The sequence below is a fragment of the Melittangium boletus DSM 14713 genome (assembly GCF_002305855.1).
GTDB classification, from domain to species: Bacteria; Myxococcota; Myxococcia; order Myxococcales; family Myxococcaceae; genus Cystobacter; species Cystobacter boletus.
Genome location: NZ_CP022163.1, coordinates 3,923,381 through 3,938,863 on the forward strand (window position 1 = coordinate 3,923,381; position 15,483 = coordinate 3,938,863).

Sequence of the window (15,483 nt, forward strand, 5' to 3'; positions counted from 1 at the left end):
AAGGCCCGAGCGCTTCCCTCCCCTCCCGTTCCACGTGGAACACGTTCGCTTCCGGTGGTGTGCTCGACCGCACCCCGCGCTCGACATCCAGGGACGCGGAGCCAGACGTGTCACGTGGAACGCCATGGAGTGCTGCCTCCGGTCCCAGAAAGCGCTCCGCCCTCGGGCGCTCGAGCCTCCTGAACAACTGGAGGTGGCGAGTCCTACGTCCCGCCGTCGAACAGCGGCGGGACGGGCAGTTCGCAAGGATTCAGGCGGCGAGCACCGCCCCTTGGCCCGTGCTCGCGCGGGCAAGTGAAGACCTCGCCCGACAGAAGACTCGACCCTGAACGCGAGCCCTCTCGCAGCGTGCGTCCGTGGTGGGCATAGGTCCGTGCATCCGGCGACGACCTCTCGGGATGCGACACGAAGCAAGCCTCTGGCACGTCGTTCCAGTCCTGCCGCCAGCGCACACGCCCCATCGAAGGATCGAGTCCGGCCAGGGCGCGCTTCGTGGCCACTTGCGCGCGCGCCTTCACGGCGCGGACTCCGAAAGAAGAGCACCTCCCTATCAATCAGCACTGACACCGAGACCATCCAGGCGATGAAAGCGGTGCCGCCCCTTGAGCGCGAAAAGGAGAGGCGATTCTGGGGACTGCGATGCCGCCCCTTCTCCTCGGCGAATGCACTCCCGCATTCACAGCACGAGGCACAAGCATCCCCATGAACCTCTTCATCACACTGGCCGACATGGCCAACCACGTCTCGCCGTCTGGCCTCATCGTCCTGTGGTCGCTCTTCGGAATGGCCATGGCCTGGCGCAATCAATCTCCCTCCATTGCCCAGAGAGGTCGTGCCCCCTCCCATCCCCGCAGGCCGAACTCGGCACAGCGCCAGAGTCGCCCGACCCATGCGAGGCGGCCCCGCCGGTAGCCTCGGCGCTCCAGGCTCAAGAGCCACCGCATGAAGAGAGGTCGGTGCTGGGTTCATGCATCCCTCCATGAGCCCAGCACCGGCTCCTCCCCCCGTCCTCATGGGTGAGCGATCAAGAGCTCACCGTGAGGTGAGGAGTTACACCCCCCGGGAGATAGACCCGTTCCGGGCCTTTCCGCTGGTCGACAAGTCCCCTCCAGTAGAACCCTTCCCACCGGAACATCCCCAGCCGAACTCGGCACGACGGGTCGTTTCGATTCATGAGTCCCCATGAACCTCGTCATCCATCTCGCCGCCGTCGCCGAACTGGCCAAGGCGGCCAATCACGTCTCGCCGTCTGGCCTCATCGCCCTGTGGTCCTTGCTCGCCATGGCGACGATCTGGCGCAATCACACTCCGCCCCTTTTCCCAAGAAGTCGTCCCCGCGCCCGTGTCCGTCGGCCGAACACGACGAAGCGGCGGAGTCGCCCGGCCGATGCGAAGCGGCCCCTTCGGCAGCACCCACGCGCCGGAATCAATGACCTCTCTCGACGGCGGAAGCGGCATGCCGCGAAGTGGCCTGCGTCACCACTGAGGTCACGTCAAGGAAGTCATGAAGATGTCCGGAACGCTGGCGCTGCTCACGATGTAGCTCCGGGGTTGTTCGTTCCTACGCCGAAGGCTCCGTGCCATGGCCCGCTCCGGACGCAGCGCCCCACGTCCTCTCCTCCTGTGAGGCCACGCTCGCCGCCACAGCGCTCATTCGTCAAAGCATTCGCTCCCCGCCTCCTTCACGGATGCCACTTGGAGGTCGGGCTGGCGGCGCAGCTGCACACACCAGCGCGAGGAGACGAGAGCCGCCTCTAGCACCGAGCACATGCTCGTCGTCTCGCAGGACTGGTCCTTGCCGATCAGCGGAGAACCGGGACAGGCGCGGCGCTAAGAGTGACCCATTTCCACGGTGCGTCGGCCAACTGCCCGGTTGGGAATGAGCATCGAACATGGAAGTGACTCTGGGTCGAAGTGGAGCAGGGACGACTCCTCGCGACTGTCCATCACCCTACGAGAGAATGCATGACGACGGCGCCTTTCCGCGCTGGCTGAAAGCCCGCCGAGACTCGATTCCATACAGGTCAGTACCGAAAGGGACGCACTACACGACACACGCAACCGCATCTGCCCGAAGGAAGGCGCGGAGCACAAGAGGCTATCCTCCATGGCAAAAGTGAGGGGCACCCGCCGGCAAGCGAGCGCCCCTCTGAATCGTGACCGCCTGAGCGGACACGCGTCGAAAAGTATTCAGACATTCACCCTACGGGTCAGCTAGCGCGCTAATAGAGCGGCCAACTGCGGCGAATCGGGGCACCGTTGTCAAACCTGTGGAACCCGTTGTCAAACCTGAGCAATGGATGCGCACAAAGCGCGGTGCAGTCAATTGCACCGCTCCGCAAATTCGCTCAACTTCGCCGCCCCGGTTAAAGGCCCCACGACGTCCCCAGCGGATAGCGTGCGCACGCCTCCAACTGGGGGGACATCAATATTCGCGGGAAAACAGAAGCATCGCACTCCCGTACAAGAGCAGAGACTGGGCCTGCAGCCTCCTTACCAAACCTACCGTGCCTACCTTCTAGGGAATCCCGGATCCACGGTCGGCAAACCGTCGTCGGGACAAACCCGGAGCCGCCCGCGCGGACACGCGTCGAATGCACCTCGCGAGCGCTCCCTATCAAAGGAGGAAGTGCACGATGGAACCTGCCTCAGCAACCTCGGTTGCGGCCAAGCTCGCGACCTCGTCACTCGAACCTGTCGATGTGCTCATCTTCATCGCCGTAGTCCTCGTGTTGTTCTTCCTCGGCATCACTTGGAGGGCCTTGAACATCCTCGAGCGCAGTTCACGGCAACGCCGCACACGCTGAGTTGACTCGCCAGAAGTTCGGTTCGGCCGCGCGCTCGCCAAGGGCGCGGTCGTTCCAAGGTAATGACGCATCGCCGTCAAGCGCTCCCAACGAATCGTGCAACCGTGTACGCTCCTGGTGACATGTCGAGAACGTGCATTCGCCATCAGGCCGTCATGCTCCTGCTCATGAGTCCGCTGGGTTGCGCGAGCACTCCGCATCCTCTCTCCCAAGACGCAGATGCCTCCAAGGGGCCTTGGGCCGAGGTGCCCATCATCGGAATGCCCACGGGCGACACATCCATTCCAATAGCACTGCTCCAGGACGCAGCTGATGCGCTACTCAAGCGCCCCGGTGCCAAGGTCTGCGAGGCATCTACCCGTCGCCCTATCGTGGGGTTGTCCACCGAGTACTGCTCCACGGTCTATGTCGCGGGCGAGCCATCTTCCATGTCCTGGCGAGTCACCGAGCCGATTGCGGGAGATCACAGGTCGTGCACTCCGCGCTATTCCGTGCGTGATGCGGATCATCCGCCATCCCAGGTGTGGGTCGTGGGTTATGTCCACAGTCACCCTTGTGCCGGAGCGCCCTCGTCCGATGATCTCTCGGGCTGGCCCACGGATGCATTCAGGCCCTATGTGGCCATGGCTGAAGTTCGCCTGATTCCCGGCAATCCCGCGCCAGCCCTCTATAAGGATACAGCCATCGAGATGGCCTCCGCGCTGGTCGGTGAACGACAGGATGGAGCACGTGTCATCCTGCGCTATTACCCCACGGGAGAGGTCCAACAATGGAGCACCGCCAAACATGAATGGGTGAGGTTGGGCCGCTGCGCACCAGTCCCAGGCAACGACCGCCCTCATCCACCTCAGTGTCAGCCTGCTTCACTGCGTCTGCTTCGCGAGTGACGAGGAGAACGCGATGCGTAAAACCGTAACCCTGGTGCTGTGCACTGTGGGGCTTGGAGGATGCGCCCTCTTCCGCCCTCCCCTTCCCCCTGCCCCTGATCCATGGCCCGCGCCGGATGCCACCACGCTCGTGCTTCCCGGGTCCGAAGCCGGGGCCGTCATCGCCGCAGCCGCCGCACTCCAAGAATTCATCCGGACCCACCCGGACCCCTACCTGTATCGGGGATGCACCCACCCCGCCCAAGGACTCGACGTGGCGGTCTTTCTAGAACCCGCGTCCAGGCTCTATTTCGTCACGCTCGCCCAGCGCTTCGACCGGTGTGGCGGCCCGTCGGGGCGGATGCTCGGCTCGCTTCCCGAGTACGCAGTCACCGCCCTGGGCGAGGTGCTCGGTGAGTCTCCGCCCCCAGCTGGCGAAGCAGACGATCCCCATACACCCACCGAGACTCCGACCCCCCAGCCGATAACACCCGCCGCTCCGCGCCCGGCCGGAAAGGCGGACCCCACCGACGCGCCGTCCGCTACTCCGCCCGAGCGAACGACGCCACCTGCCGCTCCGCTCCCGAGAACGGAAGCCGGTACGCCCGCGCCGTCACCAGCACCAGGCCCCGCTTCTCCGCCTGGGCCTTCAACTCCTCCTCCGGCAGCGCCTTGCCCAACATCGCCACCACCCGGCCTCCCGGCGCCAGGTACGCCGGCGCCAGGTCCAACCAGTCCGGCAGATCCATGAAGGCGCGCGCCACCACCCGGTCCGCGCGCGGCAGGCCCTCCGCCTCGGGCTTGCCCTCCGCGCGCGTGTGCACGCCCTTCGTCCCCGCGAGCCCCAGCCCCGGCGTCGTCACCACCGCCTTGAGGTAGCCCACCTTCTTGCCCACCGCGTCCACCATCGTCACCGACAGGGACTCGCGGGCGATCTTGAGCGGCAGTCCGGGGAAGCCCGCCCCCGCTCCCACGTCCAGCACCGTCGCCGCCCCCTCCACCTCGGGCAGCACCGCCAGCGAGTCCAGGAAGTGCTTCTCCAGCACCTCCTCGGGCGCGGTGATGGCCGTCAGGTTCACCTTCGCGTTCCACTTGAGAAGCTCGCCCATCAGCCGGAACAACCGCCCGGGCACGTCCTCGGCCACCGTGACGCCCAAGGCCCGGCAGCCCTCCTGAATCCGATCGGCGAAGCGCGCGTTATCCACAACCCACCCTCTTGAACCGGGGTCTCAACCCCTTGAATTGGTTACACATTGGGGACTCCTCGAAGTTCCCCACACCTTGTCCACACCCCCCTGTGCGATCTCAACCGCCCGCGCGCGCCCCCACCCCACCGCGCTTGAGCGCCACCAGCAACAGGGAGAACGCCGCCGGGGTCAGCCCTGGAATCCGCCGCGCCTGCCCCACCGTGCCCGGGCGGTGCTTCACGAACTTCTCGAGCGCCTCGGCCGACAGGCCCCGCACCCGCTCGTACTCGAAGTCCTCGGGAATCCGCCACCCGTCCCACGCTTCCGCCTCGCGCGCCGCCGCCCGCTCGGCCATGACGATGTAGCCCTCGTACTTCACCTCCACCTCCACCTCCTCCACCACGTCCGGGGCCAGCGCGGGCCAGCCTTCGCCGCCCTCCGCCGCCAGCGCCGCGTACGTCACCTCGGGCCGCTTGAGCCGCGCCGCCAGCCCCGTGCGCTTGAGCCGCGCCACCTCGTCCGCCACCGCCCTCCCCCGCGCGTCCACCCGCTCGGCCATGTCCTGGCCCACGAGCCCCACCCGCGCCCCGTGCCGCGCGAGCCGCAGGTCCGCGTTCCCCTCGCGCAGCCGCAGCCGGTGCTCCGAGCGGCTGGTGAACATGCGGAAGGGTTCGCCATCCACCCCCCGCGTGACGAGCTCGTCCACCAGCACCGCGCCGTGGGCCTCGTGCCGCCCGAGCTCCAGCGCGGGCTCGCCCTTCACCTGGAGCGCCGCCTGAATCCCCGCGTACAACCCCTGGAAGGCGGCCTCCTCGTAGCCGCTCGTGCCGTTGAGCTGCCCCGCGAAGTACAGGCCCTTCACGCGCTTGGTCTCAAGCGTCGGGTGCAGCTGCGTGGGCGGGGCGTAGTCGTACTCCACCGCGTAGCCGTAGCGCGCCACCTCGACATCACCCAGTCCCGGCAGCGTGCGCAGGAAGGCGAGCTGCACCTCGGCGGGCAGGCTCGTGCTCAGGCCCGCGGGGTACACGAGCGGGGACGCGGGGCCCTCCGGCTCCAGGAAGACGAGGTGCCGCTCGCGCGCGGAGAAGCGCACCACCTTGTCCTCGAGCGAGGGGCAGTAGCGCGGGCCCCGGCCGACAATCTCCCCCTGGTACAGCGGCGAGCGGTGGAGGTTGTCGCGGAGAATCCGGTGCGTGGCGTCGGTGGTGTAGGTGAGGGCGCAGGTGACAGCGGGCTGGTGGGGGAAGGGGCCCGGGGCGGCGCGGGTGCGCAAGGAGAGGGGACGCGGGGGGAAGTCACCGGGCTGGGGAGCGAGCGAGGCCCAGTCGATGCTGTCGCGCACGAGCCGCGCGGGGGTGCCCGTCTTGAAGCGGCCGAGCGTGAAGCCGAGCGCGCGCAGGGAGTGGGACATGCCCTGGGCGGACTCGTCGCCGAGCCGTCCGCCCACCTCCTTCTTCTCGCCCACGTGCATGAGGGCCTGGAGGAAGGTGCCAGTGGTGAGCAGCACGGCGGAGGCGGCCACCTGGGTGCCATCGCCGAGCACCACGCCCGAGACGCGGCCGCCCTCGGCGATGACGGCGGAGACCTCGGCCTCGTGCACGGTGAGGCCGGGCTGGGAGAAGAGGACGGACTGCATGACGCGCGCGTAGGCGTCGCGGTCGCAGAGCACGCGGGTGGCCTGCACGGCGGGGCCCTTGGAGGCGTTGAGCGTCTTGAAGTGGGTGCCGGTGAGGTCCGCCACGCGAGCCATCTCGCCGCCGAGCGCGTCGAGCTCGCGCACCAGGTGGCCCTTGGCGGTGCCGCCCACGGCGGGGTTGCAGCTCATGACGGCGGCGCGCTCGCGCTTGAGCGTGAGGCCGAGCGTGGTGAGGCCCATGCGCGCGCACGCGAGCGCCGCCTCGCTGCCCGCGTGGCCCAGGCCCACCACGAGCACGTCGTACCGCGGCTTCAAACCCACGACAGAAGAAGGGGAGGACACGGCCGCCTTGTCTCTCACGGCGCGCCCGCGTTGGCGAGTTGGGGACGCGTGCCCGGCGGCCCGCCTATCCCAGGTCCGCCATGAGCTGGTGGAGATCCGCCAGCACCTCTCGCACCTGCGCGTCCAGCGGCTCCGCGCTCATCCGCACCTCGCGCAGGGACTCCTCGGCGTCCAGGTCCTTCAGGATCTGGTGGAGATCCGCGAGGACCTCACGCACCTGCTCGTCCAGGGACTCCGGAGGGTGGCCCTCCTCGGAGGGCGCCGGCTCGAACTCGCCACGACGCGGGGGGCGCGGCGAGAGCTTCGTGGAGGAGGGGGGCGAGGGGTGGAGGGGGAAGGGGTCGAGCGAATGGAACATGACGGACTGCCTCGTGGGTCGGGGTGGAGCCGAAGACCCACGAGATGAGTGTGCCAACCCCCTATGACACGCCGGTTCCCGGAGTCTCCGAAATATCGGTTATCACTGTAAGCCGGGGAAACACCAGAGCTCCCGCAACAAAGGGCGCATGCCAACACCTTCGGGCCTCCATCACCCCTGAAGCCGGGTGTACGGACCCCCTCTCCATGGGTGACGGACGACCTCGGCCTCTCTCACTGAGTGAGAGAGGCTTTCCCGACACGTCCTTCACGCCGCCGACGGGGTCGGAGCCTCCCTCCGAGGGCCGGCTCAGTGAGCGCGGGCGCGGGCGTGGCGCAGGTCGCGGAGCCAAGGGCGGGCGAGGGGAGCCGCCGGCCGGGGAGCCGACTGCAGGGCGCGCTGCATGGCCAGGTCGCCCACGAGGAAGCCCCCGGCGAAGAGCGTCGTCTGGCTCCCGGGGGCCAGGCGCGCGAGCTCCTTCTCGGTGCCCAGACGCAGGTTGAAGACGCGCTGGCCGTCCGCGGGCACGCGCCTCACCGAGGTGAGACGCGTGACGCCCCCATCCGTGCGCACCTCGTCGCGCGCGCGCAGCGAGCCGGCGGCCACGACGCGCCCATCCGCGAGGAGGACGGGGTGGTTCCCGGTGAGACGCACCTCGCGGCCGGCGCTGTCGCGCAGGAGCACCAGGGGCGCCGACTCCTGGCCGCGCGCCACGTCCGTCACGGTGAGCACCGCGCCGAGCGTGTCCACGCGCACGCGGTCTCCCAACTGGACCCGCTCCACGGGCACGCCGCGGCCGTCGGCGAGGGTGATGGGGGTGCCCTCGGCCAGGCAGCCCTCGCGGAAGAGGAGCCGCCGCTGGGTGGGCGAGCGCCGGTCGATGGCCTCCGACAGGAAGAAGGGCTCGAGCGAGGAGGAGCCATCGGCGTTGGGGCAGCGCGCCTCGCCCACCAGGGTGAAGCTCAGGCTCGCGGGCTTGTCGAGGAGGAAGGCCGCCTGGCACTGGGGAGCGTCGGGCCGGTTCGCGTTGAGCAGATAGGAGGTGTCGAGCAGGGCGTTGAAGGTGGAGGAGGACTGGCCCGTGGGCAGCAGGGCCCGGGGGTCCACCGCCTGGGTGCAGGTGACGCCGTCCTGGGAGTCGAGGAGCTTGAGTCTCGCGGAGACGTAGCGCTCCACCGTGCACGGCAGGTGATTCCGGGAGCCGGGGGAGAGGAGGGCACGCACGGGCACGTAGAGGCGCCGGGCGTCATGGGCGCGAGGCAAGGGCCAGTAGTCCTCGGGGCTGAAGTGGCCCGGAGCCCCCGGAAGGGCGCCCGCGAGTCCCGTGGGCACGGCGGCGAAGGGCTCGGGCACGCCGTCCTCGAGCGCCGCCAGGGCGTAGTCGCAGTCCGAGCCGCCGCGCCGCTGGCACAGGAGGATGTCCTCGGAGGGGCCGGGCACGAGCTGGCGCGGGTGGAGCAGTTGGAAGCCACCGTCCGGGCGCAAGGCGAGCGAGGTGCGCGCCACGGTATAGGAGACGAGCTCGCGGCCCGTGGCCTCGTCCACGGCGAGCGCGAGGGATTCCACGCGCAGCAGGCGCCCCTCGGCCCCCTTCACCCGGGCCTCGGCGCCCACGTCGATGAAGTCCGTGCCACCGCCGAACTCCTCGCCGGCCCGGGAGGCCACGAGCGAGCGCCGCGAGTCGTCCCGAAGGGTCTCCTGGACGAGCACGTCCGCGTAGACGTAGTCCGCGCCCCCCAGGCAGCTCACGCGCACGTAGGGGTGGAAGGTGAGGGTGTCCCCGGAGGGAGACGTCACGGGCGGGCGCACGAGCACGGCATGGTCACACCACAGGCCCGCCTCGCTCACCTGGAGCGGGCCCATGAAAGGACGGCCGCGGGAGCGCTCGCGCGAGCGGGCCAGGCGACGGAAGAGCTCCGGGGAGTTGACCGGCGTCTTGCCCGCCGCCTGGAGCCGGTGCGTGACGAAGGCGTAGTGCCCGTCGTCTCCGAGATTCAACACCACGCTCGAGCGGCCGGGGAAGGCGTCATACCAGACGCGCATGCGCTGGGCGTCCTCCACCAGCACCCGGGATGACAGTCCTTCCGCGGGAGGGCGCAGCGCGCCGCTCCAACCCGCCGTCGAAAGCAGCACCCCCACCCAACGCGCCACCCCCACCCAAGACGTCCAGGATGACCTGGGATTCTTCTTCATCATGGCTCCCCCCTGAAAACAAACGGAGCATTCCCCTAACAGGGAAGAATGCTCCGCTCAAGCATGAGGGCGGAAAGTGAGGAAAAACCCGCAATGACGGAACCCCCGGGTCTGTATTGTTTGGGGGAACCGAATCCCTTTCAATGGAGGGGCGAAGCAAGCCCACCGGCCGACAGGCGGGGGCCGGGGCAGGGCGTCACGGAGACACCGGGACGATGACCCAGCGAGACGACGCCCGGGAGACCGCACAGGGATTGGATTCCAGGGAGGCCCGGAGGGGCACATAGCGGGGCTCTCCCCCTCCGGTGGACGCGTCCGCATGGAGGTCCTGGTCCATGACATGACAACTGGCGCTCGGGAGCGCGCCCCGCGGCGTGAGCACGAGGTGCTGCGTGAGCAGATCATACGTCACGTCGAACGAGCGGGTGTACTGACACGGCACCAGCGAGGGCGCGAGGAAGCACTCGCCGCCCATCAGACTGATGAGCTGCTGATCTTGATAACGCCAGCGCTGGGCCAGGGGGGCGCCATCCCAAACACAGGGCAGACCCTCGACCTGGCCATCCACCACCGTCAGACAGAGGGAGAAGCCGACATTGACGAGGAGGAAGTCCCGATCGGGCGAGGGAAAGCCTCCTCCCGGCATGGCGCGATCCTCCTCGAGGGGAACCGCCCCGGCGGCCATCGCCCCCAGGACACTCACGAAGACCGACAGACACGACCTACGCTTGAACGGACTCATGGAATGACGGGTTCCTCCATTTCGTGACGTCGAGGAAAAACGTAGGACTCGTCATTCCCAGGGCAAGCCGTGACTTCCGCGCCCGTCCAGGGCCAACAGCCCTCATGCCCTGCCGTCCCTCGCGCGTCGTCCGAAGGGGAGGGGACCATGACCCCCGAGGGCAGTGCTCAGTCGAGGAAGCGGCGCCACCAGCGCTGGGCCGTCCCGGCGGGACAGTCCCTCCAAGCGAGCAGGGGCGGGCAGGGGTAGAGCCAGCGCTCCAACACCCGCGCCAGCTCCCGGTATGCCGGCAACGTCTCACCCTGGGCCAGGTCTCCCGCCTCCGGCTTCTCTCCCAGCGCCACCACGGCCCTTCCTCCCGCCAAGGCCTCCACCCTCGTGGACGGAGCTCGCAACTGGCCACGCAGCGCCTCCACTCCGCCCACCTGCCGCAGCACCTCCGGGCCCAGGAAGTTGAGCCAGTGAACTCCGTCCACCCTCGTGCCCAACTCCCTCTGCCCGTGCGTCACGTCCAGGCCTGGGTAGCGCATCGCCTCTTCGTGAATGTCCTTCATCGACGGGCCCCACAGGTTGGGCGAGTGGAACGCCAGTCCCGCGTGCCCCGACTCATACGGCAACGGCTCGGCCAACCTCTCAATCAACTCCCTCATCCGCTCCGGGCCGTGCTCCTCCAGGTATTCCGTGGGCCAGGAGAAGCTCACCAGACTCATCTCCCCCTCCACCGGCCTTCTCCACGGCAGCCTTGCCCAATAGAAGAATCCGTATCCGCTCAGGCCCAAGGCTCCACCCGACAACTCCACCCTGCGCTCGAATTGATCCTCGATGTACGAATGGACCTCGGCTTCATCCTCCACATCGTCGAGGAAACGTGCCCCCAAGGGCGGAGCGAGCATCCCACGAACACGAGGCCAGCCTTCCGGACACAAGGTATCGGGCTCGACTCCCAAGAAGTATTCGGAGAAGACGTCCTGCCCAGAACCCACCGCGTCCAGGTATACGTCGAGCGCGTGGCCCACTCGCCTCGCGAGGTCGTGATGATCGAAGGGCAGATGCAACACCATTCGGACGACCTCGCGCTGCACGAGGCGTCGTCCCGATGAAGACGGGACGCCGTGGCGGATCCGTGGGTACGTTCCAGTCATCTGCTGATTCCAAGTTGAGGTGTGACCAGAGCCCGTCGAGACTCCTCCGCGAGGAGCCTGTATTTACCAAGTTTCTCCAGGAGGTTCTTGTTCTCCGCACCCAGCGGATTGCTTTTGCTCCCAGAAGTGCAGGGGAAGAAGAAGTCATACAAGAACTGGATCCGGTCGGCGTCATGGACCAGATGGAGAACGATGTCCGGCCGCAGCGAGCCCGACAGCGTCTGGGTCAGGGAGTAGGCTCCAGTGACAGGCTCCCGTCGATAGCGCGGCTCCCGGGTGAGATGATCCGTGAAGTCCTCGCCAAGCTCTCGAGCGACACAGGCGAAGGCGACTTCATGCTTCAGCGTGCCAAGTTCCATGGCCCGCAGGATCTCCCTTCCTTTGGAATCATGGCCCACCACGCGCTTGCATTCGACATCGTCCGGAACCCTGCCCCGGCCGTACTCGCGCTCGTTGACCTGGAAGTCCGCCTCGCGGGCGCACCGCACCAGCACTTCCTCCACCCTCGCCACCTCCGCCTCGTCCAGGAAGTCCTTGAGCGTCAGCACTCCTCTCACCACCTGGGCCGCCCTCAGCACCGTCGTGGGCACCAGCACTTCCCCGCCCACCGCCGGTGCCATGCACCCGGGACTGAGCACACACGACTGCCCCTGGAGCCTCGGGCCGTACTCCGGCAAGCCTCTCGGCCCCGTGACACAACCCGCCACCCACCACACGCCCATCAGCGACAGCGCCCACCCTCCGGCGCTCCGGCTCGCTCCACCTCGTCCTCGACTCCTGAGTCGCACCACCGGCTTACGCTCCCTTCGAGCGGCAGCGTCGCTCCTGAAAGCCGCTCAGTCGAGGAAGCGGCGCCACCAGCGCTGGGCGCTGCCGGCGGGACAGTCCCTCCAAGCGAGCAGGGGCGGGCAGGGGTAGAGCCATCGCTCCAACACCCGCGCCAACTCCCGGTACGCTGGCAACGTCTCACCCTGGGCCAGGTCTCCCGCCTCCGGCTCCTCTCCCAGCGCCACCACGGCCCGTCCTCCCGCCAAGGCCTCCACCCGGGTGGACACAGCGCTCAACTGGCCACGCAGCGCCTCCTCTCCGCCCACCTGCCGCAGCACCTCCGGGCCCAGGAAGTTGAGCCAGTGCACGCCATCCACTCGCGTGCCCAGCTCCTTCTGCCCGTGCGTCACGTCCAGTCCCGGGTAGCGCATCGCCTCTTCGTGGATGTCCTTCATCGCCGGGCCCCACAGGTTGGGTGAGGAGAACGCCAGTCCCGCGTGCCCCGACTCATACGGCAACAGCGCCGCCAACCGCTCAATCAACTCCCTCATCCGCTCCTCTCCTCGCTCCTCCAGGTATTCCGTGGGCCAGGAAAAGCTCACCAGACTCATCTCCCCCTCCACCGGCCTTCTCCACGGCAGCCTCGCCCAGTAGAAGAATCCGTATCCCGTGACGCCGGCAGACGAGACCGATAGTTCCACCGTCCGGTCGAACTGCTCCTTCACCTTCTGTTTGAGGAAGGACGCCTCTGTTCCTTCATCCAGGAAAGCGTCCGGTGGAGGCGGCGCCAAGGTGTCCCGGATGTCCGCCCAACCGTCCGCATCGAGAGCCATGGGCTCATCTCCCAGAAAATATTCGGAGAAGGCATCTGGCCCCAGGCTCGCATCTCGGAAGTACCTCTCGAGCGCATGACCGACGGGCGCCGCGAGTTCTCGATGCCCAAAGGGCAGATGCAGCACGAGACGAATCACTTCCCGATGGATGAGGCGCCCCTCGTTCCCCGACGAAGCATGGTGACGAATTCGAGGATAGGGACTCGTCATCGGCTGATTCCAAGTTGAGGAGTCACGAGCGCTCGCTGATCCGCGCCGGGAAGCTCTCTGTATTTATCCAACTTCTGACGCAGTGTTTCTCCCGCATCACCCAAGGGGTTGCTCTTCTTGCTCGCCGTACAGGGAAAGTAGAAGTCATAAAGACGCTGGATGCGGTTGGCATTCCGGACGAAGTGGAGAACGAGATCCGGGACGAGGGAATCCAATCGAGTGTCGGTCATCGAGTACCCCTCCGTCATGGAGCTCTTTCCGTAACGTGGCTCGCGGGTGAAGTGGTCTGGAAACCTTTCGCCAAGTTCACGCTCGACACACGCGAAGGCGACTTCATGCTTCAGCGTGCCAAGCTCCATGGACCGTCGAATCTTCCTCCCCAACTTGTCCTGGCCCACGACGCGATTGCACTCCTTGTCGTCCGGAATCCTGCCCCGGCCGTACTCGCGCTCGTTGACCTGGAAGTCCGCCTCGCGGGCGCATCGCACGAGCACTTCCTCCACCCTCGCCACCTCCGCCTCGTCCAGGAAGTCCTTGAGCGTCAGCACTCCCCTCACCACCTGCGCCGCCCTCACCACCGTCGTGGGCACCAGCACTTCCCCACCCACCGCCGGTGCCATGCACCCGGGACTGAGCACACATGACTGCCCCTGGAGCCTCGGGCCGTACTCCGGCAATCCTCTCGGCCCCGCGACACAACCCGACACCCACCACACGCCCATCAGCGACAGCGCACCGGACCTCCGCCCGTGCATCCTCACCCCGAGGCCTTCGCGAAATCGACGAACGCCCGGAGCGCGGCGGGGAGCTGACGCCGACTCGGGTAGTAGAGGAAGAAGCCGGGATAGTCAGGACACCAATCCTCGAGGTAACCGTTCACCAGCTCAGGCGGTGAGCGCGAGCTGAGGTTCGGGCGCGGAGGGGAGGAGCGAAGGCCCGCGCAGGCCGCGGCGGTGCGCGGCGAGGGTCTCGGTCAGGAAGGCGAGCACGTCACGGCCCTGCAGCTTGAGGGTGGTGGTGGCGGTGAATATGCGCTCCACGAAGCGGCTGCCCTCCTCGCTCTGCGTGCCGAAGGACGTCTTCCTGTACATGACGGCGTGCCGGATGCAGCGCTCGCCGAAATTGTTGGTGGGCTCGAGGCCCGGCACATCGACAAACGTCCAGAGGCACTTCTCCCACTGGAGGATTTCCCGGGCCATGCCGGCCGTCTTCTTCTCTGCCCGCAGTGCCGCCTCGCGCAGCAGTTGGCCGACTCTGCGTTCCACGCCGCGCATGCGCTCTTCGAAACGCTCGCGTGACAGGGTGCCGTCACGCACGCGGTGGTACCACTTGAAGAAGCGGTTGCGCTCGCGCATGAGCTCTCTGCCTATCCGCCCACCCCGGCCGCCCCTGTCGATGAAACCCTGGAAGTCGCGTGTGAGGTGTGCCCAGCACAGCTGCCGCAGCCCTGCATCCACCCACGCGTAGGCGCTCCACCTGTCGGTGGTGAGGAAGCCCGCGAAGTCCGCGCCGAGCAACTGGCGGGCGACCTTGCCGCCGCGGCTTCTGGCGATGTGGAACACCACTACCAGCGCAGTGGCCACCACCCACAGCCAGGCGCGGCCGGCCCGGCCGCCCTCTCGTCCCTGTGCAAACCCCGTCTCGTCGGCGTTGACCGCCTCCGAGGTCTGCACGTAGGCGAGGGCTTCGGCCGTCGGTGGCGCGAGTGCCTCCGACATCTCGCCCTCCAGGTTGCTGACGCTGCCCACCGACAACTCGACGCCCAACATGTCTGACAAAGCGTCCTTCACCAGTCGCTTGGACAAGCGGTACTTGCCCACCAGCAACGAGGCGAGCGCTGTGAGCCGGTCACCAAAGACGCTGCGCGCGTGCACGGGCACTTCCCCGCGCGTCACCACCCCACAACCAGGGCATTGCAGTGCATGGCAGCGGTACTCGGTGACAATGGCCGACAGGGGCGGCACTTCCACCACCTGGTGACGCCGGGGCGCGGTGTCCTGCCCATTCAGTCGCCCCTTGCAACCCCGGCACTCCCTGGGCACCAACTCCACGACGTGCTGCACGTCCTCGGGCGGCAGCAGCGCGCGCTCATGCTTCTTGTGCCCAGGCTGGCCTCCGGGACGGCGGCCCGTGGGCCTCTTGCTCTGGCGCGGAGTGCCTGGGGCATCCGAGGAGGGCGGCTTGGAGGAGTTGCTCGAGTTGAGCCCCAGCCGTTCCTTGAGCCATCGATTCTCCTCGCGCAGCCTTTCATTCTCCTCCTCCAACTGCGCGATACGCTCCAGCGCTGCCTCCAGCCGTTTCTCCAGCTGCGCTATCCGTGCGTCTCGGGCATCCACCTCCACCATGCCCTGGCTACACCACGCCAGACGTCCTCTTGTCCAGCACCACTTTTCCGGTCA

At 67.6% G+C, this 15,483-nt stretch carries 10 protein-coding genes; all 10 read right to left on the reverse strand.

The genetic code is table 11. The features are described 5' to 3' along the window. Positions 1-4,215: 4,215 nt before the first annotated feature. The gene (rsmG, locus tag MEBOL_RS16620) at positions 4,216-4,878 is read right to left on the reverse strand and encodes a 16S rRNA (guanine(527)-N(7))-methyltransferase RsmG (RefSeq protein WP_095978360.1); all 663 of its coding nucleotides are present in this window, start codon (positions 4,876-4,878) and stop codon (positions 4,216-4,218) included. A 100-nt stretch (positions 4,879-4,978) separates the two neighbouring features. Next, a complete protein-coding gene (gene mnmG / locus MEBOL_RS16625) occupies positions 4,979-6,811 on the reverse strand; it encodes a tRNA uridine-5-carboxymethylaminomethyl(34) synthesis enzyme MnmG (RefSeq protein WP_425437643.1) in 1,833 nt (610 codons plus the stop codon). Between the two features lie 91 nt (positions 6,812-6,902). Further along, a complete protein-coding gene (locus tag MEBOL_RS16630; RefSeq protein WP_095978362.1) occupies positions 6,903-7,196 on the reverse strand; it encodes a hypothetical protein in 294 nt (97 codons plus the stop codon). Between the two features lie 309 nt (positions 7,197-7,505). Further along, positions 7,506-9,392, reverse strand: coding sequence for a Hint domain-containing protein (locus MEBOL_RS16635; protein WP_095978363.1), 1,887 nt, complete (start codon positions 9,390-9,392; stop codon positions 7,506-7,508). A gap of 193 nt (positions 9,393-9,585) precedes the next feature. After that, on the reverse strand, positions 9,586-10,131 hold the full coding sequence (locus MEBOL_RS16640) for a hypothetical protein (RefSeq protein WP_157775054.1): 546 nt from the start codon (positions 10,129-10,131) through the stop codon (positions 9,586-9,588). Positions 10,132-10,298: 167 nt separating this feature from the next. After that, complete coding sequence (locus tag MEBOL_RS16645) at positions 10,299-11,192, reverse strand: type VI immunity family protein (protein WP_245919820.1); 894 nt, start codon at positions 11,190-11,192, stop codon at positions 10,299-10,301. A 77-nt stretch (positions 11,193-11,269) separates the two neighbouring features. Then, a complete protein-coding gene (locus MEBOL_RS16650; protein WP_095982824.1) occupies positions 11,270-11,863 on the reverse strand; it encodes a hypothetical protein in 594 nt (197 codons plus the stop codon). 246 nt (positions 11,864-12,109) lie between these two features. Continuing rightward, a complete protein-coding gene (locus MEBOL_RS16655) occupies positions 12,110-12,874 on the reverse strand; it encodes a type VI immunity family protein (RefSeq protein ID WP_245919822.1) in 765 nt (254 codons plus the stop codon). Positions 12,875-13,080: 206 nt separating this feature from the next. Continuing rightward, complete coding sequence (locus MEBOL_RS16660; RefSeq protein WP_095982826.1) at positions 13,081-13,674, reverse strand: hypothetical protein; 594 nt, start codon at positions 13,672-13,674, stop codon at positions 13,081-13,083. Positions 13,675-13,968: 294 nt separating this feature from the next. Beyond that, complete coding sequence (tnpC, locus tag MEBOL_RS16670; protein WP_095977357.1) at positions 13,969-15,429, reverse strand: IS66 family transposase; 1,461 nt, start codon at positions 15,427-15,429, stop codon at positions 13,969-13,971. Positions 15,430-15,483 lie beyond the last annotated feature (54 nt).

Coding starts and splice junctions, on each gene's coding strand:
- MEBOL_RS16630 (WP_095978362.1), bottom strand. CDS start 7,196: ATGTTCCATTCGCTCGACCCCTTCCCCCTCCACCCCTCGCCCCCCTCC.
- MEBOL_RS16635 (WP_095978363.1), bottom strand. CDS start 9,392: ATGATGAAGAAGAATCCCAGGTCATCCTGGACGTCTTGGGTGGGGGTG.
- MEBOL_RS16640 (WP_157775054.1), bottom strand. CDS start 10,131: ATGAGTCCGTTCAAGCGTAGGTCGTGTCTGTCGGTCTTCGTGAGTGTC.
- MEBOL_RS16645 (WP_245919820.1), bottom strand. CDS start 11,192: ATGGTGTTGCATCTGCCCTTCGATCATCACGACCTCGCGAGGCGAGTG.
- MEBOL_RS16655 (WP_245919822.1), bottom strand. CDS start 12,874: ATGGCTCTCGATGCGGACGGTTGGGCGGACATCCGGGACACCTTGGCG.
- tnpC (WP_095977357.1), bottom strand. CDS start 15,429: ATGGTGGAGGTGGATGCCCGAGACGCACGGATAGCGCAGCTGGAGAAA.